Raw genomic sequence first — 23,004 nt, forward strand, 5'->3', positions numbered from 1 at the left:
CGCGGCGGGGGTCGCGGAGGGCGGGGGCGGGGCGGGCGAGGGGGCCGTGGGCGTCGGCACTGCGGGGAGGGGCTGGAGGACCGGCGGGGGCGTCGGCTCGGGGCGGGCGGTGTTGCGCCCGTCGCCCTGGCCCGCGTCGATCAGCCCGGCGGTGGCGCCGATCGCCACGACCGCCGAGGCCACGGCCAGCACGGCGTGGCGGCGGGTGGCACGCCGGCGTTCCCGGTGTGCGATACGGCGTTGCGCGCGTGAACCCGGCACTCCTCGATCCCCTTTTCCGACACCGTCGTTCGTCCGTTCCGATGAACCTCCGGCCGGTCGGCGCCGTGGCGAGCCTATGGCTGGGACGCTCCGCGCATGACGCAGATCGAGCAGTCCGCGGCACCGGGCAGAGGCGGCGACCGGCCGACAGCCGAATCCCCGGTGATCGAACGTATGCGGGAATTGCGTTCCCGGTGGCCGTCCGGGGACGGGGTGGCGGTCTTCAACGAGGCCTATCTGGAGGTCGTCGAGAGGGTCGGCCCGGGCCTCGGCAGGGGTGGCTTCGACGACCGGGAGGCCGCTGTTCCGCTGGGCGTGCGCTGCGCGGAGCGCTATCTGTCGGCCGTGGAGACGGCGACGGCGGGCGGCCGGCCGCCGCAGTGCTGGCGCCCGCTGCTCCAGTACCGCCGCCATCCCGGCGTACGCCCGCTGCAGTTCGCGCTGAGCGGTCTGCAGGCGCACGTCGGGCACGATCTGGTCCTGGCGGTGGTGGACGCCTGTCGTACGCTCGGCTGCGCTCCGCCGGACCTTGAAGGGGAGTTCGAGCGCGTGGGCGATCTCCTCGTGTTGCTGGAGGAGCGGATCCACGACGATCTGATGCCGGGCCCCGAGCTGCTGGAGATCGCGGACCCGGTGACGCATCTGGTGAGTTCCTGGAGCCTGGAGCGGGCCCGCGAGGCGGCCTGGTCGGCGGCCAGGGTGCTCTGGCGGCTGCGCGGATTCCCGTCGCTGGCCGAGGAGTTCAGGCAGCGGACCGACGCGGGCGCGGGACTGGTGGGGCGCTTCCTGCTCACGCCCTGCCGCTGACGCCCGCGTCGGTGCGACCTGGCTTCAGTCCTCCGGGAGCTCCACCGGGGCGATCTCGTCGAAGACGTCGCCGGGGCCGGGGTTGGTCGCGTCGGTCGCTCCGCCGAACTGGTGCATGACGCCCCACACGGCGTTCAGCGCGGTCTGCACGGCGCCCTCGGCCCAGCCGGCCGTCCAGGAGATGTCGTCGCCCGCCAGGAACAGGCCCCGCTTGTCGGCGGGCAGCCTGTCCTGCATGAAGTGGGTGAACAGCCGCCGCTGGTAGCGGTAGTGGCCGGGCAGGTTCGCCTTGAACGCGCCCATGAAGTACGGCTCGTTCTCCCAGGAGACGGTGACCGGGTTGCCGATGATGTGGCTGCGGATGTCGACGTTCGGGTAGATCTCGCCGAGCGACTTGAGCATGACCTCCATGCGCTCCTTCGGGGAGAGCGGCAGCCACTTCAGGCTGTCGTCGCACCAGGTGTAGGAGAGGCAGATGACGGCGGGCCTGTCCGGGCCCTCGTCCAGGAGGTACGTCCCGCGGGTCATCCGGTCGGTGAGCGTCATCGACATGGTGTCGCGGCCGGTGGTCTCGTCCTTGTCCAGCCAGAACGGCCGGTCGACCGGTACGAACAGCTTGGACGACTCCATGTAGTGGGTGCGCTCCATCGCCGTCCAGTGGTCGATCGGGAAGAGCGCGTCATCGCAGTCGATCTTGGAGAGCAGCAGCCAGGACTGGCCGGTGAAGACCGCCGCCCGGAAGGTGCGGATGTCGCCGGTGGCGTCGGTGACGGTGATGCGGTTGCCCGCGGTACGGGTCAGCCGGGTCACCGCGCCGCGCGGCTCGCCGTCGTGCAGGGAGGACAGCGAGGTGCCGAGCGGCCAGTGGACGATCTTCTGCGGCTCACGGTCCCACAGGCGCAGCGGGAGCTGCTGGCTGCCGCCGACGATGCCGCGGTGGTGGTCGTCGGCCTCGGTGTAGACGACGCGCAGGATCTCCAGGATGGAGTTGGGGAAGTCGGTGTCCCAGCCGCCGGTGCCGAAGCCGACCTGGCCGAAGATCTCGCGGTGGCGGAAGGACTTGAAGGCCTCGGACTCGCAGAGGAAGCCGTAGAAGGTCTGGTTGTCGAGCCGCTCGACGAGCTGCGACCAGATCTCGCGGATGCGCGGGACGTCGCGCTCGCGCAGCGCCCGGTTCATGTCGGAGAAGTCGGCGCCCTCCTCCAGACAGGCGTTCCAGGCCTCGGCCACGTCGCGGTAGACCTGCGGCAGGTCGTCGATGGTCTCGGCGTAGTGCGACTCGCCCTTGAGGTCCACGACGGTCGAGGGCGTGGCCGGGGAGAGCGGGTTGGGGAAGGGCCGGGTCTCCAGACCCACCAGGTCGATGTAGTGCTGGAGCGCCGTGGAGGACGGCGGGAAGCGCATCGCGCCCATCTCGGCGGTGAGGTCGCCGTCGCAGCCGTCGAAGCCGACGGTACGCAGCCGGCCACCGATCTGGTCCGCCTCGTACACGACGGGCTTGAGGCCCATCTTCATCAGCTCGTACGCGGCGATGATCCCGGAGAGCCCGCCGCCGATGACGGCGACCTCCTGGCCGTGCTCGGTCGCCGGTATCTGCCCGAGACCCGCCGGGTGGGCGAGGAAATCGTCGTACGCGTACGGGAAGTCCGGCCCGAACATGGTGATCGGCGGGGCGGCCGCGTCGGTGTGCTGGACGGCGTTGGGCACCGTGGACGTCATGGGGTACGGACTCCTTGCGCGATGACTCTGGGAAGGGGAGGTCGAGGGGGCGGGCTCAGGCGAGGGAGCCGTACAGACCGGGGCGGCGGTCGTGCAGATAGGGGTTGGCGGCGCGGGAAGCGGCCAGGAACTCCGGGTCCACCTCGCCGACGACGAGCTCCTCGCCGCGGCCGGCCCGGGTGCGCACGGTGCCGTCGGGTCCGGCCAGGCAGCTGAGCCCGACGAACTCGAACTCGCCTTCCGGGCCGGTGCGGTTGACGTACGCCACGTACATCTGGCTCTCGAAGGCCCGTACGGGGACGACGGATTCGGCGACGAACTGGAAGGGATGCATCTGCGCGGTGGGCACCAGCAGCAGGTCGGTGCCGGCCAGGGCGTGCGCCCGGACGTTCTCCGGGAACTCGACGTCGTAGCAGATCAGCAGGCCGATACGGAGACCGTCGAGCTCGGCCTGGACGACGGCCTGCTCGCCGGGGGTGAACCACTCCTGCTCGAAGCAGCCGAAGAGGTGGGTCTTGCGGTAGTTCGCCAGCCGCGTGCCGTCGGCGCCGATGAGCTGGGAGGCGTTGAAGATCCGCTCCCCGTCGCGCTCCGGGTAGCCGTAGAGGACGGCGAGGCCGTGGCGTACGGCGATCTCGGCGACGGCCTCCGCGCCGGGGCCGTCGGCGGGCTCGGCCAGTACGGGAACGGCGTCGCCGATGGCGTAACCGGTGAGGAACAGCTCGGGCGAGACCAGCAGCCGGGCTCCGGCCCCGGCGGCCCGCGCGGCGGCCTCGTCGAGCGCCTTCAGGTTCTCGGCGACGGCGCCGGGCCGTCCGGAGCTCTGGAGCAGGGCGGTACGCAACGACGGCATGGCTGACCTCGGGCGGTGCGGGCGGGGTGGGGAGACGTATCGAAGGTACGTGGCCCGGATCGGCCCGGACAAGGCGCGAGTGTTGCGCGTCGACCGTTGATTCGTTGCGCGGGAAGGGCTCCGGACGGCGAATCGTTGCGTCCGACATCACCGCAGGTCAGCGGGGTGATGTGCGCCACCCGTTTCAGGCCGGCGGGGCCTCCGCGGAGTACCGGCGCAGCAGCGGCGAGAGCACCAGCACCGACTTCGTACGCTCGACGTACGGCTCCCCCGCGATCCGCTCCAGGACCTGTTCGAAGTGGCGCATGTCGGCGGCGAAGACCTGCACCACCGCGTCCGCCTCGCCGGTCACCGTGGAGGCCGAGGCGATCTCCGGGTAGCGGGCGAGGCCCTGCTTGATCGCTTCCGGGGAGGTGTTGCGGCTGCAGTAGATCTCGATGAACCCCTCGGTCTCCCAGCCGAGCGCCGCCGGATCGACCCGCACGGTGAAGCCGGTGATCGCGCCCTCGGCGCGCAGCCGGTCGACGCGGCGTTTCACGGCGGGGGCGGAGAGGCCGACGATGGCGCCGATGTCGGCGTAGGAGCGCCGGGCGTCTTCGGCGAGGGCGTGGACGATGCGTTCGTCGAGGTCGTTCAGGCGCACGTCGGGCGGTTCACTTCTCTGCGGTGGGTCGGCGGCGGGAGGCGGTGTGTGCCGCCTCCCGCAGTAGACCACGGGTCGCCGCCCTGGGCGGCGACCCGTGCAGCGGGGCAAGCCGTCAGAAGGGGAACTGCGAGCGGCCGTGCTGGATGGAGATCCACTTCTGGGTGGTGAAGGCGTCGATCATCGAGTCGCCGTTCAGCCGGCCGAGGCCGGAGCTCTTCTCGCCGCCGAAGGGGACGATCGGCTCGTCGTGGACGGTGCCGTCGTTGATGTGGATCATGCCGGTGTGGATGCGCTGCCCGATCCGCACCCCGCGCTCGATGTTGCCGGTGTGGACGGCGCCGCTGAGTCCGTACGGGGTGTCGTTGGCGATGCGGACGGCCTCGTCCTCGCCGTCGAAGGGGATCAGCAGGGCGACGGGGCCGAAAATCTCCTGGTGCAGGACGGGCGAGTCGGCGGCGAGGCCGGTCAGCACGGAGGGGCTGACCAGGTTGCCGTCGGCGCGGCCGTGCAGGAGGGCCGTCGCGCCGGCCGCCACGGTCTGGTCGACGAGCTTGGAGACGGACTCGGCCTGCGAGGAGTTGATCAGCGGGCCGATCTGGGTGGCCGGGTCGGCGGGGTCGCCGACGGTGAGCGAGGCGACCTTGGCGACGAACTTCTCGGTGAACTCCGCCTCGACGGCGCGGTCGACCAGGATGCGGTTGGCGGCCATGCAGACCTGGCCCTGGTGGACGTACCGGCTGAAGACCGCCGCGTCGACGGCGTAGTCCACATCGGCGTCGTCGAGCACGATCAGGGCGCTGTTGCCGCCGAGTTCGAGGACGGCGCGCTTGAGGTTCCGGGCGCAGACGGTGGCGACGTGGCGGCCGACCTTGTCCGAGCCGGTGAAGGAGATGACCTGCGGCACGGGGTGCTCCAGCAGGGTGTCGCCGATCTCCGCGATGTCGGTGATCACGACGTTCAGCAGCCCGGCGGGCAGCCCGGCGTCCTCGAAGATCTTGGCCAGCAGGGTGCCGCCGCAGATCGGGGTGTTCTGGTGCGGCTTGAGGACGACGGCGTTGCCGAGGGCCAGCGCGGGCGCCACGGACTTGAGGGAGAGCAGGAAGGGGAAGTTGAACGGGCTGATCACGCCGACGACCCCGACGGGCACGCGGTAGACGCGGTTCTCCTTGCCCTCGGTGGGCGAGGGGAGGATCTGTCCGGCGGGGCGCAGGGCGAGCTGGATCGCCTCGCGGAGGAACTCCTTGGCCAGGTGCAGTTCGAAGGCGGCCTTCAGCCGGGTGCCGCCGAGCTCGGCGACGATGGCCTCGCCGATCTCCGGCTCGCGCTCCTCGACGAGGTGCAGCGCCTTCTCCAGGACGGCCCGCCTGCTGTACGGGTTGGTGTCCGCCCACGCCTGCTGGGCGCGCTCGGCGGCGCGGTAGGCCTGGTCGACCTCGTCGGCGGTGGCGACCGGGATCGAGGCGAGCTTCTCCCCGTCGAACGGGTTGAAGTCGATGATGTCCCAGGACCCCTTCCCCGGCCTCCACTCGCCGTCGATGTACTGATGGGCCAGGTCAGTGAAGAAGGACATGAGATCCCTTACCGCAGAGAGGCAGGCAGCTGAGTGCGCTTCATATTACTTATATTTCAACAGAGTTGAAGCGCGCCCCCGGCCACTGCGGAAGGCCGGAAACGACCCCGCCCCCTCCGGCTCGAAATGGCCGAAGGGGGCGGGGTCGTCACGGTGATACGGGATCAACTCCAGCTGGCGTGCAGCGGCTTGCCCTCGGCGTAACCGGCGGCGCTCTGGACGCCGACAACGGCCTTCTCGGCGAACTCCGCGAGGGAGCCGGCGCCGGCGTAGGTGCAGGAGGAGCGGACGCCCGCGATGATCGAGTCGATCAGGTCCTCGACGCCCGGACGGGTCGGGTCGAGGAACATCCGCGAGGTGGAGATGCCCTCCTCGAAGAGCGCCTTGCGGGCGCGGTCGTACGCGGACTCGTCCGAGGTGCGGTTCTTGACGGCGCGGGCCGAGGCCATCCCGAAGGACTCCTTGTAGAAGCGGCCGTCGGCGGACTGCTGGAGGTCGCCGGGCGACTCGTACGTCCCCGCGAACCAGGAGCCGACCATCACGTTGGACGCGCCGGCGGCGAGCGCCATCGCGACGTCGCGCGGGTGCCGGACGCCGCCGTCCGCCCAGACGTGCTTGCCGTGCTTCTTCGCCTCGGCGGCGCACTCCAGGACGGCGGAGAACTGCGGGCGGCCGACGCCCGTCATCATCCGGGTGGTGCACATGGCGCCGGGGCCGACGCCGACCTTGATGATGTCCGCGCCCGCCTCGATCAGGTCGCGCACGCCCTCGGCGGCGACGATGTTGCCCGCGACGATCGGCACCTGCGGGTCGAGAGCCCGCACGGCCTTCACCGCGCTGATCATGGACTCTTGATGGCCGTGGGCGGTGTCCACGACGAGGACGTCGGCGCCCGCGTCCAGGAGCTGCTTGGCCTTGCCGGCCACGTCGCCGTTGATGCCGACGGCGGCCGCGATACGCAGCTTGCCCTCGGCGTCGGTGGCGGGGGTGTAGAGCGTGGCGCGCAGGGCGGCCTTGCGGGTGAGGATGCCGACGAGGCGTCCCTCCGCGTCGACGGCGGGGGCCAGCTTGCGGTTGGCGCCATCGAGCTTGTTGAAGGCGTCGCGCGGGTCGATGTCGGCGTCGAGCAGCACCAGGTCCTTGGACATGACCTCGGAGAGCTGGGTGAAGCGGTCGACGCCGGTGAGGTCGTGGTCGGTGACGACGCCCACGGGGCGGCGGTCGGCGTCGACGACGACGCCCGCGCCGTGGGCGCGCTTGGGCAGCAGCGACAGCGCGTCGGCGACGGTCTGGCCGGGGGCCAGCTCGATCGGGGTGTCGAGGACGAGGTGGCGCGTCTTGACCCAGGAGATGACGTCGGTGACGACCTCGATCGGGATGTCCTGGGGGATGACGACGAGCCCGCCGCGGCGGGCGATGGTTTCGGCCATCCGGCGGCCCGCGATGGCGGTCATGTTGGCGACCACGAGCGGGATGGTGGTGCCGGTTCCGTCCGGCGACGAGAGGTCCACACCCTGCCGGGAGCCGACCGCGGAGCGGCCCGGAACCATGAAGACGTCGTCGTACGTGAGGTCGTACGGGACCGCGGGGGACTCTGTGTAGCGACCGGTGCCCGGCTCAAGAAAACGCATAACACTCATTTTTTCATACGAAACGGTGCAGGTCGTTTCCACGAAGACACAACAAAAGACCCCCGCGTTCGTCGCTTCCTCCGAAGAGGCGGCCGGGGGCTCCGGGCAAGTGGAACCTGCCTTGCCCACGGACCCTACCCGAACGGGATTCGAATCATTCGTGATCACCATCCCTGGACCGGGTGACAAGGGGTCAGGTAGCTTCAAACCCGCAGGTCTCGGGGGTGTCCGAAGCGTCGATCCGGCTCATCGGAAACCCTGGGCACACCGTTTGACCGGAGAGGATCCAGATCCGCCTGTGGACAGCGAACTGCCGGACATCTACTGCCCGTTCCCGCAGCGGACCAACCCGCACGTGGGACACACCCGGGGGCATCTGGACGCCTGGACCAGACGGACGGGTCTGGTCCACCGCGAGTCCGCGAGAAACCGATTCGAACAAGCCGATTTCGGGGCGTTCGTCGGCATGGTCTACCCGACGGCCGACGAGGAACACCTCGATCTGGTGGCCGACTGGTTCGTCTGGCTCTTCCTGGTCGACGACCAGCTCGACGACGGCCACCTCGGCCGTTCACCCGATCGGGTGAGAGATGTCGTCGACCGGATGCGCGCGGTGGTCGACGGCTCCGCCCCCGAGCCGCTGCCCGGCGAAGAGGTCCCGGCGGCCGTGATCGCGCTGGCCGATCTGTGGAAACGTACGACGCCGAACGCCGCGCCCCATTGGCGCACCCGGTTCGCCTGGCATCTGATCACCTACCTCACGACCGCCACGACCTGGGAGGCGGGGAACCGCGCCGAGGACGTGGTGCCCTCGGAGGACACGTACATCGCCAAGCGGCGGCACACCGGGGCCATCCACGTCTGCATGGACCTCATAGAGATCGTGGCGGGCATCGAGGCCCCGGAGTCGCTCCACAACGACCCCCGCTTCATCACCGCGCTGGAAGCCGCGTGCAACCACGTGTGCTGGGCCAACGACGTGTACTCCTTCGAGAAGGAGCAGGTGCTCGGCGAGATCCACAACCTCGTCCACCTGGTCCGCCACCACCGGGGCTTCGGGGAGCAGCAGGCGCTGGACCATGTCGCGGAGCGGCTCGCGATGGAGACCGAACGGTTCCTGACCGCCGAGGACGAGCTGCTGGAGCTGTATCCGGAGCTGTCCGGGCTGCTGGTGCCCTACCTCGACGGGATGCGGAGCTGGATGCGCGGCAATCTGGACTGGTCGCGCCAGACGCCCCGCTACAACCCCGCCGACGTGGGCCAGTACGAGGAGCCCGAGGAGTATCTGGAGGAGACCGTGCTGGGCGTCCCGCCCGCGCGTACCGAGGCGGCCGCCCCCGCCCCGTGCGCGGCGAAGGCTCCACCGGCCGGCTGAGGGCCGATGGACATGGTGAGGGCCGTGCACCCCGCGGGGTGCACGGCCCTCACCATGTCCGCCAGGGGGTGTATCACTCCCCGTCGGGGTCGGCCCGCTCCAGCGCCGGGCGGACGCCCGCGGCGGACTCGGTGAGCAGATAGTCGGCCGCCGCGGTGTCCGTGACCAGGCTGGTGACCAGGCCGGAGCGGAGCACCGCGCCGATCGCCGCCGCCTTGCGCTGGCCGCCCGCGATCGCGACCACCTCGGGGATCCGGCGCAGCCGGTCCGCCTCCACGGTGATGCAGCGCTCGCCGAGGTCGCGGCCGACCCGGCGGCCGTCGGAGTCGAAGAGGTGCGCGGACATCTCGGCGGCGACGCCGAGCGAGGCGTAGTGGGCGCGCTCCGTGTCCGAGAGCATGTCGTGGACCGTGGAGATGCCCGGCTCCCAGGAGCCGATGGAGACGGCGGCGACCGTCACCTTGTCGAAGTACTCGAAGGCGCGGGCGATGCCCGTCTGCTCGCGCAGCGCGGCGGCCGTCGCGGGGTCGGGCAGCAGCATCGGGGCGTAGATGGGGTGCGCCTCGCCGCCGGACACCTGGGCCGCCCGGCGGACCGCCTCGACCGAGCCGCGCTCGGCGGTGCCCGCGTCGTACACCCCGGTCAGCTGGACCACCGTGCACGGCGGGAGCCGGTCGAGGGCGGCCGCCATGTGGATGGTGGAGCGGCCCCAGGCCAGACCGAGCACATCGCCCTCGGCCACCAGCTCGCCGAGGAGGTCGGCCGCGACCTCGCCGAGGTTCTCCGGGTCGGGGGCGTCCTCCTGCTCCTCGGCCGGGGACTCCACGACGACCGCGTGGCGCAGCCCGTAACGGGCCCGGAGCGCGTCGGAGCGTTCGGCGTCCAGCTCGGCCGGTACCCGGATCTCGATGCGTACGAGATCGCGTTCGAGGGCGGTCTCCAGGACCCGGGCCACCTTGAAGCGGCTCACGCCGAACTCCTCGGCGATCTGGATCTTGGACTTGCCCTCCAGGTAGAACCGGCGGGCCATGGCCGCCGCCTGCACCAGCTCCGCGGGTCCCATCCGCATGGCTGACCGACCCGCCGAGATGCCAGACACCGCGATCTCCTCACTGCTGTTCACACGCCCGATACGCCGTTCATCCTGTCAGATCCGGCGATCCTTGATCGGCCCTGTCGGACCGCGTTCATCTGCCCTTGGTTCAGTGGCCGCACGCCCAGGGGGCGACGGCCGTGACCGCGTCCGCCTGCGCCCGCAGCTCGCGCACCGCCGCCGCCGGGTCCGCCGCTCCGTAGACCGCGGATCCGGCCACGAAGACATCCGCGCCGGCCTCGGCGCAGCGCTCGATGGTGGTGGCCGAGACGCCGCCGTCGACCTGGAGCCACAGTTCGAGACCGTGCTTGCTGATCAGCTCCCGGGTACGGCGGATCTTCGGCAGCATGATGTCCAGGAAGGCCTGGCCGCCGAAGCCCGGCTCGACCGTCATGATCAGCAGCATGTCCAGCTCGGGGAGCAGGTCCTCGTACGGCTCGATGGGCGTCGCGGGCTTGAGCGCCATCGAGGCGCGCGCCCCCTTCGCCCGGATCTCCCGCGCCAGGCGCACCGGAGCCGCCGCGGCCTCCGCGTGGAAGGTGACGGACCCGGCCCCCGCCTCTACGTAACTCGGGGCCCAGCGGTCCGCGTCCTCGATCATGAGGTGGCAGTCCAGCGGGGTGTCCGTGGCCTTGCTGAGCGCCTCGACGATCGGCACGCCGAGGGTCAGGTTGGGCACGAAGTGGTTGTCCATGACATCGACGTGGAGCCAGTCCGCGCCCTCGACGGCCTTCGCCTCCTCGGCGAGACGCGCGAAATCGGCGGACAGGATGCTGGGGTTGATCTGCGCCATGACCCAAGCCTGCCACGTCTCCGGCCGGTTCCCCGCCTCGATGCCCTCCGAAGCCTCACACGGCCATCACAGTCCGCACATTCTGGGCATTTTGCCAGCGCTTTACTTTTCTTTTGCCGTACGAGCAGGCTCGCTGACGCGGCGATATTCAGCCGGTCCGGCGCAGCAGAGCCAGATACATCGCGTCCGTGCCGTGCAGATGCGGCCAGAGCTGGACGTCGGGCCCCTCTCCCAGCGCGGGCACTGAGGGCATCAGCGGGCGGGCGTCGATCCACTCCGCCTCCACCGGCTCCCCGCCCCGGCCCTTGAGGACGTCCTCGACCACCACGCGGGTCTCCGCCAGATGCGGCGAGCAGGTCGCGTAGCCGACCACGCCGCCGATCCGCACCGCCTTCAACGCCTCGCGCAGCAGGCCGCGTTGGAGCGGGGCGAAGCCCTCCAGGTCCTCGGGCCGGCGCCGCCAGCGGGACTCCGGACGACGCCGCAGCGCGCCCAGGCCGGAGCAGGGCACGTCCATCAGGATGCGGTCGAACGTGCCGGGCAGCCACGGCGGGCGGGTGCCGTCGGCGGTGATCACCTGGTACGGGCCGGGGTTGCCGGCGAGCGCCCGCTCGACCAGCCGGGCCCGGTGCGGCTGCTTCTCGGCGGCGAGCAGGGTGGCGCCCCGCCCGGCGGCGAGGGCGGCGAGCAGGGCGGCCTTGCCGCCGGGGCCCGCGCAGCCGTCCAGCCAGCGGGTGTCGCGGCCCTCGACGGGAGCGGCGGCCAGGGCGGCGGCGACGAGCTGACTGCCCTCGTCCTGGACGCCCGCCCGGCCCTCCTGGACGGCTTCCAGCGCGCCGGGCTCGCCGCCCTCGGCCATCCGGACGGCGTACGGGGACCAGCGGCCCGGCAGGGAGTTGTCCTCGCCCAGGGCCTTGACCAGCTCGTCGGTGGTGGAGCGGCCGGGGCGGGCGGCCAGCGTCACCTCGGGCCGCTCGTTGTCGGCCTCCAGGAGGTCCTCGATGCCCGCCCGGCCGCCGCCCAGCGCGTCCCAGAGGGCGGAGACGATCCAGCGGGGGTGGGAGTGCACGACGGACAGATGGTCCTCGGCGTCCTCGTCGTACGACGGGGCGACCTTCTCCACCCAGCCGTCGAGGTCGTGCGCGCTGACCTTGCGCAGCACCGCGTTGACGAACTTCGCGCGCCCCTCCCCCAGCACCACCCGGGCCAGCTCCACACTGGCGGAGACGGCCGCGTGGGTGGGGATGCGGGTGCCGAGCAGCTGGTGGACGCCCATGTTCAGGACGTCCAGGACCGGCGGGTCGACCTCGCGCAGCGGCCGGTCGATGCAGGCCGCCACGATCGCGTCGTACGTGCCCTGCCGGCGCAGCGTCCCGTAGACCAGCTCGGTCGCCAGCGCAGCGTCCCGGCCGTCGAAGTCGCCCTTGGCTCGGGCCTTCTTCAGCAGCGGGGGCAGCACCAGGTTGGCGTACGCGTCGCGCTCGTCGACGGCCCGGAGCGCCTCGAAGGCGAGAAAACGGACCGGGTCCTTCTGCGGACGGCGGTGAGGTTTGGCGGGACGGCGACGCGGCTGGTCGTTCACGTGAAAGGTGCTCCGCTGATGGTGAGAAGGGCGAACCCTCCCAGCGTACGTCGCCGCCCCCGGACGCCCGAACGGCAGCCCGGGGCCCGCGAACGCCGCCCCGGGCCCCGGACGCCCGCTACAGGCCCAGAAGCTCGCCGTGGACGATGCGGACGCCGCGCGCCCAGTCGGCGGCCTTCATCGGCTTCTTGCCCTGCGGCTGGACCCAGAGCAGCTCGACCGCGTGCGATCCGGTGCCCACGTACACGTTGTTCTTGGCGGCCGACAGCTCACCGGGGGCCAGGTCGGTGCGGTCCAGGACCGGCGTGGCCTGGATCAGCTTGAGCCGCTCGCCGCGGAACAGGGTCCAGGCGCCGGGGGCCGGGGTGCAGCCGCGTACGACGCGGTCGACGCGCAGTGCCGGCGCGGACCACTGGATCTGCGCGTCCTCGACGGTGATCTTCGGGGCCAGGGTGACCCCGTCGTGCGGCTGGGGCACGGCGTGCAGGGTGCCGTCCTCGATGCCGTCCATGGTGGCCGCCAGCAGCCCGGCTCCGGCGAAGGCGAGCCGGGTGAGCAGGTCGCCGCTGGTGTCGGTGGGGCGGATCTCCTCGGTGAGGACGCCGTAGACCGGTCCGGAGTCCAGGCCCTCCTCGATCAGGAAGGTCGAAGCGCCGGTCACCTCGTCGCCGGCCATCACCGAGTGCTGCACCGGCGCCGCGCCGCGCCAGGCCGGCAGCAGCGAGAAGTGCAGGTTGACCCAGCCCCGGGCGGGCACGTCCAGGGCGGCCTTGGGCAGCAGGGCACCGTACGCGACCACCGGGCAGCAGTCCGGGGCGATCTCGCGCAGCCGGGCGAGGAACTCCTCGTCCCGGGGCTTCGCGGGCTTGAGCACCTCGATCCCGGCCTCCTCCGCCCGCTCGGCCACCGGGCTCGCGACGAGTCGGCGGCCCCGCCCGGCGGGGGCGTCGGGACGGGTCACCACGGCGGCCACCTCATGGCGGTCGGAGGCGATCAGGGCGTCCAGGGCGGGGACGGCGACTTCGGGGGTGCCGGCGAAGACGAGCTTCATGGTGGCTGACTGCCTCTCGGGCCAAGACGTACGGTGACGAGCAGCACACCAGTCTAGGGTCTCCGCCCAGGCCGGGCCCCGGCCCCCACCCTTGCGGAAGAGCGCTGCCGCCCTTACGGAAGCGCGCCGCCCAGGGGGCGTACGCGCGCCGCGCACGCCCCGTGCATATGCACATACGCCCCGATAGCGTGACCACATACCCGGCTCGGGCGTTGGTCAAAGGAGATTGACCGAAGCGGGCCGCCCCGATGCGGCCCGATCCCTTTCAACGCCGGTTCGAGAGGCTTCTTCATGGCCGACCACGCAACCCACGACGCCCAAGCGCGGGCCAGTCTGCATCTTCTGGTGCGGGACATCGAGCGGGTCCGGCGGCAGGTGGACGCGCTGCGCACCCTCACCGCCCAGCTGGGCAACGTCTACCGTCCGCGCCGCTCCGGCCCCTCCGCGGGCTTCGTCGTCTACGGCAGGGCCCCGGCCCCCACCGTCCGCCTCGCCCAGGAACTGCGGGACAGCGTCGAGACCCTGGTCACCGCCGCGGTGGACTTCGACCGCTCGCTGGGCTTCTCCTGGGACGCGGTGGGCTCCGCCCTCGGCGTCACCAAGCAGGCCGTGCACCGCCGTTACGGGACGCGCCGGGCCACACCGCAGCCCGCCGCCGAGGCGGCCGGCGAGACGACGGCCGTGCCGCGTCCCGTCTCCGTCGGTCCCGGTCTGACCGGGACCTCCGCCGGAGGGTCCGGCTCCCCGGTGCCCTCCGTCCCGGCGGCCCGCTCGATGCCGCCGCAGCCCTCGTCGGCCCAGCAGCCGGTCCGCGAGGAACTGCGCCCCGGCGCCTTCCCGGGCCCCCGCAACGGCTGACCGTACGCCGCCCCTCTGCCCCACCGTGCCGGTCGCACGGCGGGGCAGTCCCATGTCCGGGCCCGGAGGCCGCGGGGTCTCCCGCGCGGCCGCGAGGTCTCTTGGAGGCGGGGCCGGTACAACCGGCCCCGCCTCGGCCGATCCCGGGGTCGTCGGGCGGGCCTCGGCCGGCCTCGGACCGGCCTCAGCCGATGTCCGGTGGGTCGATCCTGATGCGTATCGGGTCGGTCGCGCCCTTGGCCATACGGGCCGCGAGCGCCGTCTTCAGGGCGCGGGCGAGCGCCGCCCCGCGCCCCGGGACCACCCGGACCAAAGCCCGCTCCCAGGTCTCACCAGGCGGGGCGTCCCCCGGTCGCCGGGGCCTGCCGGGCTCGGCGGACGGGACCGGCACCGGGCCCAGGATCTCCGCCTCCGGCGGCAGCCCGGCGGTCCGGAGGAAGGCGGCCAGGGCCTCGGCCGGGCCGGTCGCCGAGGCCATCCGGGAGACCGGCGGGAAGCCCAGCTCGGCCCGCTCCGCCAGCTCCCGCCGGGCGAACCCCGCCGGGTCCCAGCGGACCAGCGCCTGCACCGCACGCTCCGTCGGCTCGGCCACGATCACCACCGTGCCGCCCTCGTCCTGCCCGCGCACCAGCGCCGACGCCGCCGTCCACCGGCGCAGCGCCTCCTCGCCCGCCCGCAGATCGGGGCGGCCGAGCATGGCCCAGCCGTCCAGCAGCAGGGCGGCCGCGTAGCCGCCCTCGGCCAGGGGCTCCGCGCCGGGCGTGGAGACGACCAGGGCCGGGGCGTCGGGCACCGCGTCCAGGATGTGGTCGCGCCCCGAGGTGCGGACGGGCACGGCGGGGAAGGCCCGACCCAGCTCCTCCGCGGTGCGGCGGGCGCCGACGATCTGGGCGCGCAGCCGGGTGGCGCCGCACTGAGCGCAGTGCCAGGAGTGCTCGGCCCGCCCGCACCAGGCGCAGTTCAGATCCTGCTGGTCCGGGGCCTGGAGCGGGCCCGCGCAGTGCCGGCAGCGGGCGGGCGTGCGGCAGCGTTCGCAGGCGAGGCGGGGGGCGTAACCCCGCCGGGGCACCTGGACCAGCACCGGACCGCTGCGCAGTCCGTCGCGCACGGTCTGCCAGGCGAGGCTGGGCAGCCGGGCGGACCGGGCGGCGCCGTCCCGGGCCAGCTCGCCGTCGCCGACCGTACGGATGAGGGGCGCGGCCCGGCGCAGTCGCTCGCGGTCCGCGAGGAGCGGCAGCGCCCAGCCGCTCTCCACGAGCTGGGCGGCCTCGACCGTGCAGCTGGTCCCACCGAGCAGGAAGCCGCAGCGGCCCTGCGCCGCCCTCAGCTCCAGGACCTCGCGGACGTGCGGGAAGGGGGCGTTGTCGTCGCTGTGGCTGGAGTCCCCGTCGTCCCAGACGACGACCAGCCCGAGGTCCTGGACGGGGGCGAACATGGCGGCCCGGGTCCCCACGACCGCCCGCACCGAGCCCCGGCGTACGGCGAGCCACTGGCGGTAGCGCTTCTCGGGGCCGGAGTCGGCGGTCAGCAGGGCGTGCCGCCCCGCGCCGAGCGCCTCGGTCAGGGCCGCGTCGACCCGGCCGGCGGCCCGCCCGTCCGGCACGACGACGAGGGCGCCGCGCCCTGAGGAGAGCGTCGCCGCGACGGCCCCGGCGATCTCGGCGGGCCAGTGCGGGCCGGGCAGGGCGGTCCACACGGCGCGCGGCGCACCGCCCTCGGCCAGTGCGCGCAGGAAGGCCGGGCCCTGGCCGTACCGCTCCCAGCTGCCCGGCTCCGGGGGCGGCGGCGGAGGCAGCGGGTCCGGGGAGGGCTTGGACTCGGCGCGGGCGTTGCGCGGCGGTACGGCGAGCTGGAGGACGTCGGCGAGGCTGCCCGCGTACCGGTCGGCGACGGCGCGGCAGAGGGCGAGCAGCTCGGGTCCGAGGACCGGCTCCGGGGAGACCACCGAAGCGATGGCGGCCAGTGCTCCCTGATAGTCGGAGTCGGCGCGGCGCTCGACGATGAAGCCGTCGATCAGCCCGCCGCCCTCGCGCCGCCCGCCCTGGACATTGCGCCCGCCGGCTCCGAAGCGGACCCGCACCCGGACGCCGGGCCGGGCGTCGGCGTCCAGCTCCTCGGGGACCGCGTAGTCGAAATACTGGTCGAGGTGGAGGACGCCCTTGTTGACCAGGACGCGGGCGACGGGCAGCTCCTGGGCGAGGGGCGCGCCGCGCCAGGTCCGCGGCTTGGCGCGCGGCACCTTCGCCCGGCGGACGGTCTCCCGGATCAGCGCAAGCTGCTCCGGCGCCCCGGCGCCGGGTTCGGCGGACTGCTCGTTCTCGCTGCTCACAGCTGAATTCCTACCAGAGACCACTGACAGCGGCGGGTGCACGGCAGCGGGGCCCGGCCACCGCGTTCGGTGTCCGGGCCCCGCTGTCGTACTCGATGCCGACCGCCCCGCTGTCGTACGCGGGTGGGTTCGCTACAGACCGGCGGCGGCGCGCAGGGCGTCGACGCGGTCGGTGCGCTCCCAGGTGAAGTCGGGCAGCTCGCGGCCGAAGTGGCCGTATGCGGCGGTCTGGGCGTAGATCGGGCGGAGCAGGTCGAGGTCACGGATGATCGCGGCCGGGCGGAGGTCGAAGACCTCGCCGATCGCGTTCTCGATCTTCTCCGTGTCGACGGCGGCGGTGCCGAAGGTCTCGACGAAGAGACCGACCGGCTCGGCCTTGCCGATCGCGTAGGCGACCTGGACCTCGCAGCGCGCGGCGAGACCGGCGGCCACCACGTTCTTGGCGACCCAGCGCATCGCGTACGCGGCCGAGCGGTCGACCTTGGACGGGTCCTTGCCCGAGAAGGCGCCGCCACCGTGACGGGCCATGCCGCCGTAGGTGTCGATGATGATCTTGCGGCCGGTCAGACCCGCGTCGCCCATCGGGCCGCCGATCTCGAAGCGGCCGGTCGGGTTCACCAGGAGGCGGTAGCCCTCGGTGTCCAGCTTGATGCCGTCCTCGACAAGCTGGCCGAGCACGTGCTCGACGACGAACTCGCGGATGTCGGGCGCGAGCAGCGAGTCCAGGTCGATGTCGGAGGCGTGCTGCGAGGAGACGACCACCGTGTCCAGCCGGACCGCCTTGTCACCGTCGTACTCGATGGTGACCTGGGTCTTGCCGTCGGGACGCAGGTAGGGGATAGTCCCGTTCTTGCGCACCTCGGACAGCCGCCGGGAGAGGCGGTGCGCGATGTGGATCGGGAGCGGCATCAGCTCCGGGGTCTCGTCGCAGGCGTACCCGAACATCAGGCCCTGGTCGCCCGCGCCCTGCTTGTCGAGCTCGTCCTCGTCGCCCTCGACCCGCTTCTCGTACGCGGTGTCGACGCCCTGGGCGATGTCCGGCGACTGCGCGCCGATCGACACCGAGACGCCACAGGAAGCACCGTCGAAGCCCTTTTTGGAGGAGTCGTAACCGATCTCCAGAACCTTGTTGCGCACGAGGTTGGGAATGTCGGCGTAGGCCTTGGTGGTGACCTCGCCCGCGACATGCACCAGACCGGTGGTGATCAAGGTCTCGACGGCGACGCGCGAGGAAGGGTCCTCGCGCAGGAGCGCGTCGAGAATCGTGTCGCTGATCTGGTCAGCGATCTTGTCGGGGTGACCCTCGGTGACAGATTCCGAGGTGAAGAGACGGCGGGACACATCGCTCCCTGGGGTTGCAGCGGCTGCTGGCTGATCATGGGTGGCACGACCGAGAGCTGCGCTCGGTTCGTACCGTCGGCCAGTTTATCGGTCGCGCCCGGCGACCGGGCCAGGTGTCTCGCCCTTTGGGAGGTTCGTGACGTGTGCCACGTGGGTCACCAGTAGGACAATCCACCCTTCCCGGCCGCCATTTTGGGCCTTATGGGGCGATTTTGCTCGCCCGGAGGGTTGATTATGAAATCGGCTGGAACCTTCCTGAAACCAGATCCCAGACCGTGTCGGCAAGCGCTTCCTTCGGCCCGTACGGCACCGGGGTCTCCTGGCCGTCGGCGGCGAGGACGACCGCTTCGTTCTCCTCCGAGCCGAAGGTCCTGCGCTCCCCCACCTCGTTGACGACGAGAAGGTCGCAGCCCTTGCGGCGGAGCTTGGCCCGGCCGTTGGCCAGCACATCGTCGGTCTCGGCGGCGAATCCGACGACGATCTGGTCCGGCCGGGCCCGCTCGGCGGAGACCTCGGCGAGGATGTCGGGGTTACGGACCAGGGTGACCGCGGGGGCCTCCTCGCCGTCCTTCTTCTTGATCTTGCCGGTGGCGTACTCGGCGGGGCGGAAGTCGGCCACCGCGGCCGCCATCACCACGACGTCCGCGTCGGAGGCGGCCTTCAGCACGGCCTCGCGCAGCTGGACGGCCGTGCCGACCCGCAGGACGTCGGCCCCGGCCGGGTCTGGCAGCCCGGTGTTGGCCTCGATCAGGGTGACCCGGGCCCCCCGGGCCACCGCGGTGCGCGCCAGCGCGTAGCCCTGCTTGCCGGAGGAGCGGTTGCCCAGGAAGCGCACCGGGTCCAGCGGCTCGCGGGTGCCGCCCGCGCTGATCACCACATGGCGGCCCGCTAGGTCGCTCTCGGTGACCCCGCGCGCCAGCACCCGGCGGCAGACCTCGAAGATCTCGCCCGGGTCGGGCAGCCGGCCCTTGCCGGTGTCGACGCCGGTGAGCCGCCCGACGGCGGGCTCGATGACGATCGCGCCCCGGCGGCGCAGGGTGGCGACGTTCTCCTGGGTGGCCGGGTGCTCCCACATCTCGGTGTGCATGGCGGGCGCGAAGACCACCGGACAGCGGGCGGTCAGGAGCGTGTTGGTGAGCAGGTCGTCGGCGAGCCCGTGGGCGGCCTTGGCCAGCATGTCGGCGGTGGCCGGAGCGACGACGACGAGGCCGGCGCCCTGCCCGATCCGCACGTGCGGGACCTCGTGGACGTCCTGCCAGACCTCGTCGGAGACCGGGTGTCCGGAGAGCGCCGACCAGGTGGCGGCCCCCACGAAGTGCAGCGAGGCGGCGGTCGGGACGACCCGTACGTCATGGCCGGACTCGGTCAGCCGGCGCAACAGCTCGCACGCCTTGTAGGCGGCGATGCCCCCGCTGACCCCCAGGACCACCTTCGGCTTGTCCACTGCGTCTCCCCGCACTCGGCAACGTCACGGCAACGTATGCGTCCCATGCTGCCTCACCGCGTGGAGCGCGTTCACCCGGCCCCGGACACACCTCAGGCCCGGCGGACGGGCCGCCGGGCCTGGAGTGCAAGGTGCCGTGGTGCTGCTGAATTACTGCGCGGGGCCCTCGATGGCCTCGGAGGTCAGCAGGCCCGCGTTGATCTCGCGGAGCGCGATCGACAGCGGCTTCTCGTGGACGTGGGTGTCGACGAGCGGACCGACGTACTCGAGGAGACCCTCGCCGAGCTGCGAGTAGTACGCGTTGATCTGGCGGGCGCGCTTGGCCGCGTAGATCACCAGGCTGTACTTCGAGTCGGTGGCCTCGAGGAGCTCATCAATCGGCGGGTTGATGATGCCCTCGGGCGTGGTGATGGAAGAGGACACTCTCTGCCTTCCGAAGGGGGTGTAGATCAAAGATCCGGGAGATCTGGACGATCGCGGAGATCTAGGCCTGAAGCATCAACGTTAGCAGCTCACGCGCCACGTCCTCGACGGAGGTGTTGACGAGCGTCGTATCGAACTCCGCCTCGGCGGCCAGTTCGACCTTCGCGGCGGCGAGCCGGCGCTCGATGACCTCGGGCGCCTCGGTGCCCCGGCCGGTGAGCCGGCGCACCAGCTCCTCCCAGCTCGGCGGAGCCAGGAAGACCAGGCGGGCGTCGGACATCGACTGGCGGACCAGCCGGGCGCCCTGGAGGTCGATCTCCAGCAGGACCGGCTCGCCCGCCTCCAGGCGGTCCAGCACGGCGCGGCGAGGCGTGCCGTAGCGGTTGCCCGCGAACTCGGCCCACTCCAGCAGCTCACCGTTGGCGATGAGCTTGTCGAACTCCTCGTCGTCCACGAAGAAGTAGTGGACACCGTTGCGCTCCCCGGGGCGCGGCTTGCGGGTCGTCGCCGACACGGAGAGCCAGACCTCGGGGTGCACGGTGCGCATATGAGCGACGACCGTGCTCTTGCCGACGCCCGAAGGGCCGGAGAGCACGGTCAGCCGCGGACGTACGTCCGGGGGTACGGGGGACGTCCCCCGGGATGTTGCAGCCATGGGGCGATTATCCAGGTTCTCAGGAGTGCCTGAGAACGTCAGGCGGGGCTGCCGCCGAACTCACGCTCCAGGGATGCGATCTGATTGGAGCCAAGACCCCTGACCCGGCGGCTCTCGGAGATGCCGAGACGCTCCATGATCTGCTTGGCGCGGACCTTGCCGACGCCCGGCAGGGATTCCAGCAGTGCGGAGACCTTCATCTTCCCGATGACGTCGTTCTCCTGGCCCTGCTTGATGACCTCGTGGAGGGAGGCGCCGGAGTGCTTGAGTCGATTCTTGACCTCGGCCCGCTCCCGGCGAGCCGCGGCGGCCTTTTCGAGCGCGGCTGCGCGCTGTTCAGGGGTAAGGGGCGGAAGAGCCACGCCTACGTCACCTCGGATGTCGATCTGTCGGATACGGACCGGCGGGGAAGCTGGACGCCACCCCACCAGGTGAGCGACGAACACACTGTGCTCGGCCGCTCTTCGACGGAGACTAGCGGCAAGGGCCGCTGTAGTCAGCGAGAACAGACGAAAAGTCCTGGTCAGCTGTGGCCGACCAGGATTTTCCCGACATATCGACCAGGTTTCCCGTCAGTAATTCGTCAACACGCTGTAAACGTGTCAGGGTCAGCTGCCGGATACGGCACGCCGGACCTCGTCCGCGAACCGCTCGGCCGCTTCGCGCAGCCCGGACACGTCCGGGCCGTGGCGCAGCACGCCCCGGCTCACGCTGGGCACCACATTGCCCACCGCGTCGCCGAACACCGTCGGCAGATCCGCGGGGGTCGCGCCCTGGGCGCCGATGCCGGGCGCGAGGAGCGGTCCGTTGATCGCCAGGTTCACTCCCGCGTCGCCGAGCGTCGCGCCGACCACCGCGCCGACCGAGCCGAGCGGAGTCGCCCCCTCGTTCTCCGCCGCCATGTGGTCGAGCATCAGCTGGGCGAGCGAGCGGCCGTCGGCCGCCGTGGCCCGCTGGACCTCGGCGCCCTCCGGGTTGGAGGTGAGGGCGAGGACGAACACGCCCGCGCCGGAGACGGCGGCCGCGTCCAGCGCCGGGCGCAGCGAGCCGAAGCCCAGGTACGGGGAGACGGTGACCGCGTCCGAGAAGAGCGGCGAGTCCTTGTCCAGGTAGGTCGCCGCGTAGGCGCCCATGGTGGAGCCGATGTCGCCGCGCTTGGCGTCCATCAGGACGAGCGCGCCGGCCGCCCGTGCCTCCTCCACGGCCTTCTCCAGGACGGCGACGCCGCGCGATCCGAAGCGCTCGAAGAACGCGGACTGCGGTTTGAGGACGGCGACCCGGTCGGCCAGCGCCTCCACGACGGTCCGGGTGAAGCGCTCCAGGCCCGCGATGTCGTCGTTCAGGCCCCAGGAGGTGAGCAGCGAGGCGTGCGGGTCGATGCCGACGCAGAGCGGCCCACGGGTGTCCATGGCGTGGCGCAGGCGGGCGCCGAAGGGTTCGGTGGTCACAGGGCGGCCTTCTTCCGGGTCTCGGCGCCGACGGCCTCGGCGAGGGTGGCGTACGGGGAGGCGGCGAGCCGGGCGGCGAGGCCCTTGTGGATCGCGCGGGCGTAGCCGGGACCTTCGTAGATGAAGGCGCTGTAGCCCTGGACGAGGGTGGCCCCGGCGAGGATGCGCTGCCAGGCGTCCTCGGCGGTCTCGACGCCCCCGACGCCCACCAGGGTGATCCGGTCCCCCACGCGGGCGTACAGACGGCTCAGGACCTCCAGCGAGCGCTCCTTGAGGGGTGCGCCGGACAGTCCGCCGGTCTCCCCCACCAGCTCGGGGGCGGACTTCAGGCCCAGGCTCTCGCGGGCGATGGTGGTGTTGGTGGCGATGATGCCGTCCAGGCCCAGCTCCACGGCGAGGTCGGCGACGGCGTCGACGTCCTCGTCCGCGAGGTCCGGGGCGATCTTGACGAGCAGCGGGACGCGCCGGGTGGTGACGGTGCGGTCGGCTGCCTCGCGTACGGCGGTGAGCAGCGGGCGCAGGGACTCGGTGGCCTGGAGGTTGCGCAGGCCGGGGGTGTTGGGCGAGGAGACGTTGACGACCAGGTAGTCGGCGTGGCCGGCGAGCTCCTCGGTGGACTTCACGTAGTCGGCGGCGGCCTCGGCCTCGGGCACGACCTTGGTCTTGCCGATGTTGACGCCGACCGTGGTGCGGAAGACCGGGTTACGGGCGGCCAGGCGGGCGGCGACGGCGGCGGAGCCCTCGTTGTTGAAGCCCATGCGGTTGATCAGCGCGCGGTCGGCGACGAGCCGGAAGAGGCGCTTCTTGGGGTTGCCGGGCTGCGGTTCGCCGGTGACGGTGCCGATCTCGATGTGGTCGAAGCCGAGCATCGCCATGCCGTCGATCGCGACGGCGTTCTTGTCGAAGCCGGCGGCGAGCCCGAAGGGGCCGTGCATCCGCAGGCCGAGGGCCTCGGTGCGCAGCTCCTTGTGGCGGGGGGCGAGGGCGGCGGCGACGAAGGTGCGCAGCACAGGGGTCCGGGCGGCGAGGCGGATCCAGCGGAAGGCGGTGTAGTGGGCCTGCTCGGGGTCCATCCGCTTGAAGACCAGCCGGAAGAAGAGCTTGTACATGAAGAGATGTCCTTGG

At 72.0% G+C, this 23,004-nt stretch carries 20 protein-coding genes and 1 pseudogene; 3 read left to right on the forward strand and 18 right to left on the reverse strand.

Annotated features, from left to right (window positions below):
• Nucleotides 1-261, reverse strand: a pseudogene (locus G3I54_RS00890) (endoglucanase); the annotation flags it as partial.
• A gap of 96 nt (nucleotides 262-357) precedes the next feature.
• On the opposite strand from G3I54_RS00890, the gene G3I54_RS00895 reads away from it, so the two are divergent.
• Nucleotides 358-1,068: a DUF5995 family protein gene (locus G3I54_RS00895; RefSeq protein ID WP_164610064.1), complete on the forward strand. Its 711-nt coding sequence runs from the start codon at nucleotides 358-360 to the stop codon at nucleotides 1,066-1,068.
• A gap of 24 nt (nucleotides 1,069-1,092) precedes the next feature.
• Here G3I54_RS00895 and G3I54_RS00900 read toward each other — a convergent pair whose 3' ends face one another.
• From G3I54_RS00900 to G3I54_RS00920, 5 genes are all read right to left on the reverse strand, one after another.
• Nucleotides 1,093-2,787, reverse strand: a complete 1,695-nt coding sequence (locus G3I54_RS00900) for an NAD(P)/FAD-dependent oxidoreductase (protein WP_164610066.1) — start codon at nucleotides 2,785-2,787, stop codon at nucleotides 1,093-1,095.
• Nucleotides 2,788-2,842: 55 nt separating this feature from the next.
• Nucleotides 2,843-3,640, reverse strand: coding sequence for a carbon-nitrogen hydrolase family protein (locus G3I54_RS00905; protein WP_164610068.1), 798 nt, complete (start codon nucleotides 3,638-3,640; stop codon nucleotides 2,843-2,845).
• A 184-nt stretch (nucleotides 3,641-3,824) separates the two neighbouring features.
• Nucleotides 3,825-4,283 (reverse strand): Lrp/AsnC family transcriptional regulator, encoded by a 459-nt coding sequence (locus G3I54_RS00910; RefSeq protein WP_093439645.1) that lies wholly within the window; start codon nucleotides 4,281-4,283, stop codon nucleotides 3,825-3,827.
• 115 nt (nucleotides 4,284-4,398) lie between these two features.
• Nucleotides 4,399-5,856: an aldehyde dehydrogenase family protein gene (locus G3I54_RS00915; protein ID WP_164610070.1), complete on the reverse strand. Its 1,458-nt coding sequence runs from the start codon at nucleotides 5,854-5,856 to the stop codon at nucleotides 4,399-4,401.
• 164 nt (nucleotides 5,857-6,020) lie between these two features.
• Nucleotides 6,021-7,487: a GuaB1 family IMP dehydrogenase-related protein gene (locus G3I54_RS00920; RefSeq protein ID WP_164610072.1), complete on the reverse strand. Its 1,467-nt coding sequence runs from the start codon at nucleotides 7,485-7,487 to the stop codon at nucleotides 6,021-6,023.
• Between the two features lie 298 nt (nucleotides 7,488-7,785).
• Here G3I54_RS00920 and G3I54_RS00925 point away from each other — a divergent pair, with 298 nt between their 5' ends.
• Entirely contained in the window at nucleotides 7,786-8,862 is a 1,077-nt protein-coding gene (locus tag G3I54_RS00925; RefSeq protein WP_164610074.1) for a terpene cyclase, read from the forward strand.
• A 73-nt stretch (nucleotides 8,863-8,935) separates the two neighbouring features.
• On the opposite strand, the gene G3I54_RS00930 is transcribed toward G3I54_RS00925, so the two are convergent.
• The 4 genes from G3I54_RS00930 to fmt form a co-directional block, all read right to left on the reverse strand.
• On the reverse strand, nucleotides 8,936-9,931 hold the full coding sequence (locus G3I54_RS00930; RefSeq protein ID WP_164610076.1) for a sugar-binding domain-containing protein: 996 nt from the start codon (nucleotides 9,929-9,931) through the stop codon (nucleotides 8,936-8,938).
• A 133-nt stretch (nucleotides 9,932-10,064) separates the two neighbouring features.
• On the reverse strand, nucleotides 10,065-10,748 hold the full coding sequence (rpe, locus tag G3I54_RS00935) for a ribulose-phosphate 3-epimerase (protein ID WP_164610078.1): 684 nt from the start codon (nucleotides 10,746-10,748) through the stop codon (nucleotides 10,065-10,067).
• A 148-nt stretch (nucleotides 10,749-10,896) separates the two neighbouring features.
• Nucleotides 10,897-12,330 (reverse strand): transcription antitermination factor NusB, encoded by a 1,434-nt coding sequence (locus G3I54_RS00940; protein WP_164610080.1) that lies wholly within the window; start codon nucleotides 12,328-12,330, stop codon nucleotides 10,897-10,899.
• 118 nt (nucleotides 12,331-12,448) lie between these two features.
• Nucleotides 12,449-13,381, reverse strand: coding sequence for a methionyl-tRNA formyltransferase (fmt, locus tag G3I54_RS00945; RefSeq protein WP_164610082.1), 933 nt, complete (start codon nucleotides 13,379-13,381; stop codon nucleotides 12,449-12,451).
• A gap of 291 nt (nucleotides 13,382-13,672) precedes the next feature.
• On the opposite strand from fmt, the gene G3I54_RS00950 reads away from it, so the two are divergent.
• Nucleotides 13,673-14,239, forward strand: coding sequence for a hypothetical protein (locus G3I54_RS00950; RefSeq protein WP_164610084.1), 567 nt, complete (start codon nucleotides 13,673-13,675; stop codon nucleotides 14,237-14,239).
• A gap of 184 nt (nucleotides 14,240-14,423) precedes the next feature.
• On the opposite strand, the gene G3I54_RS00955 is transcribed toward G3I54_RS00950, so the two are convergent.
• From G3I54_RS00955 to G3I54_RS00990, 8 genes are all read right to left on the reverse strand, one after another.
• Complete coding sequence (locus tag G3I54_RS00955) at nucleotides 14,424-16,568, reverse strand: primosomal protein N' (RefSeq protein ID WP_164610086.1); 2,145 nt, start codon at nucleotides 16,566-16,568, stop codon at nucleotides 14,424-14,426.
• A 132-nt stretch (nucleotides 16,569-16,700) separates the two neighbouring features.
• Nucleotides 16,701-17,909, reverse strand: a complete 1,209-nt coding sequence (metK, locus tag G3I54_RS00960) for a methionine adenosyltransferase (protein WP_164610088.1) — start codon at nucleotides 17,907-17,909, stop codon at nucleotides 16,701-16,703.
• Between the two features lie 232 nt (nucleotides 17,910-18,141).
• Nucleotides 18,142-19,353, reverse strand: coding sequence for a bifunctional phosphopantothenoylcysteine decarboxylase/phosphopantothenate--cysteine ligase CoaBC (coaBC, locus tag G3I54_RS00965; protein ID WP_164610090.1), 1,212 nt, complete (start codon nucleotides 19,351-19,353; stop codon nucleotides 18,142-18,144).
• 150 nt (nucleotides 19,354-19,503) lie between these two features.
• Entirely contained in the window at nucleotides 19,504-19,776 is a 273-nt protein-coding gene (gene rpoZ, locus G3I54_RS00970) for a DNA-directed RNA polymerase subunit omega (protein ID WP_003970369.1), read from the reverse strand.
• Nucleotides 19,777-19,837: 61 nt separating this feature from the next.
• On the reverse strand, nucleotides 19,838-20,431 hold the full coding sequence (gmk, locus tag G3I54_RS00975; protein ID WP_103508894.1) for a guanylate kinase: 594 nt from the start codon (nucleotides 20,429-20,431) through the stop codon (nucleotides 19,838-19,840).
• 38 nt (nucleotides 20,432-20,469) lie between these two features.
• Nucleotides 20,470-20,793 carry an integration host factor gene (locus G3I54_RS00980; RefSeq protein WP_003970367.1) on the reverse strand — a complete coding sequence of 108 codons (324 nt, stop codon included), beginning with the start codon at nucleotides 20,791-20,793 and terminating at the stop codon, nucleotides 20,470-20,472.
• A gap of 246 nt (nucleotides 20,794-21,039) precedes the next feature.
• Entirely contained in the window at nucleotides 21,040-21,879 is an 840-nt protein-coding gene (gene pyrF / locus G3I54_RS00985) for an orotidine-5'-phosphate decarboxylase (RefSeq protein WP_164610092.1), read from the reverse strand.
• Entirely contained in the window at nucleotides 21,876-22,988 is a 1,113-nt protein-coding gene (locus G3I54_RS00990; protein ID WP_164610095.1) for a quinone-dependent dihydroorotate dehydrogenase, read from the reverse strand. Before G3I54_RS00990 ends, pyrF begins: the two co-directional genes overlap by 4 nt.
• Nucleotides 22,989-23,004 lie beyond the last annotated feature (16 nt).

It is taken from the genome of Streptomyces sp. SID14515 (genome assembly GCF_010548505.1).
GTDB classification, from domain to species: domain Bacteria; phylum Actinomycetota; class Actinomycetes; order Streptomycetales; family Streptomycetaceae; genus Streptomyces; species Streptomyces caviscabies.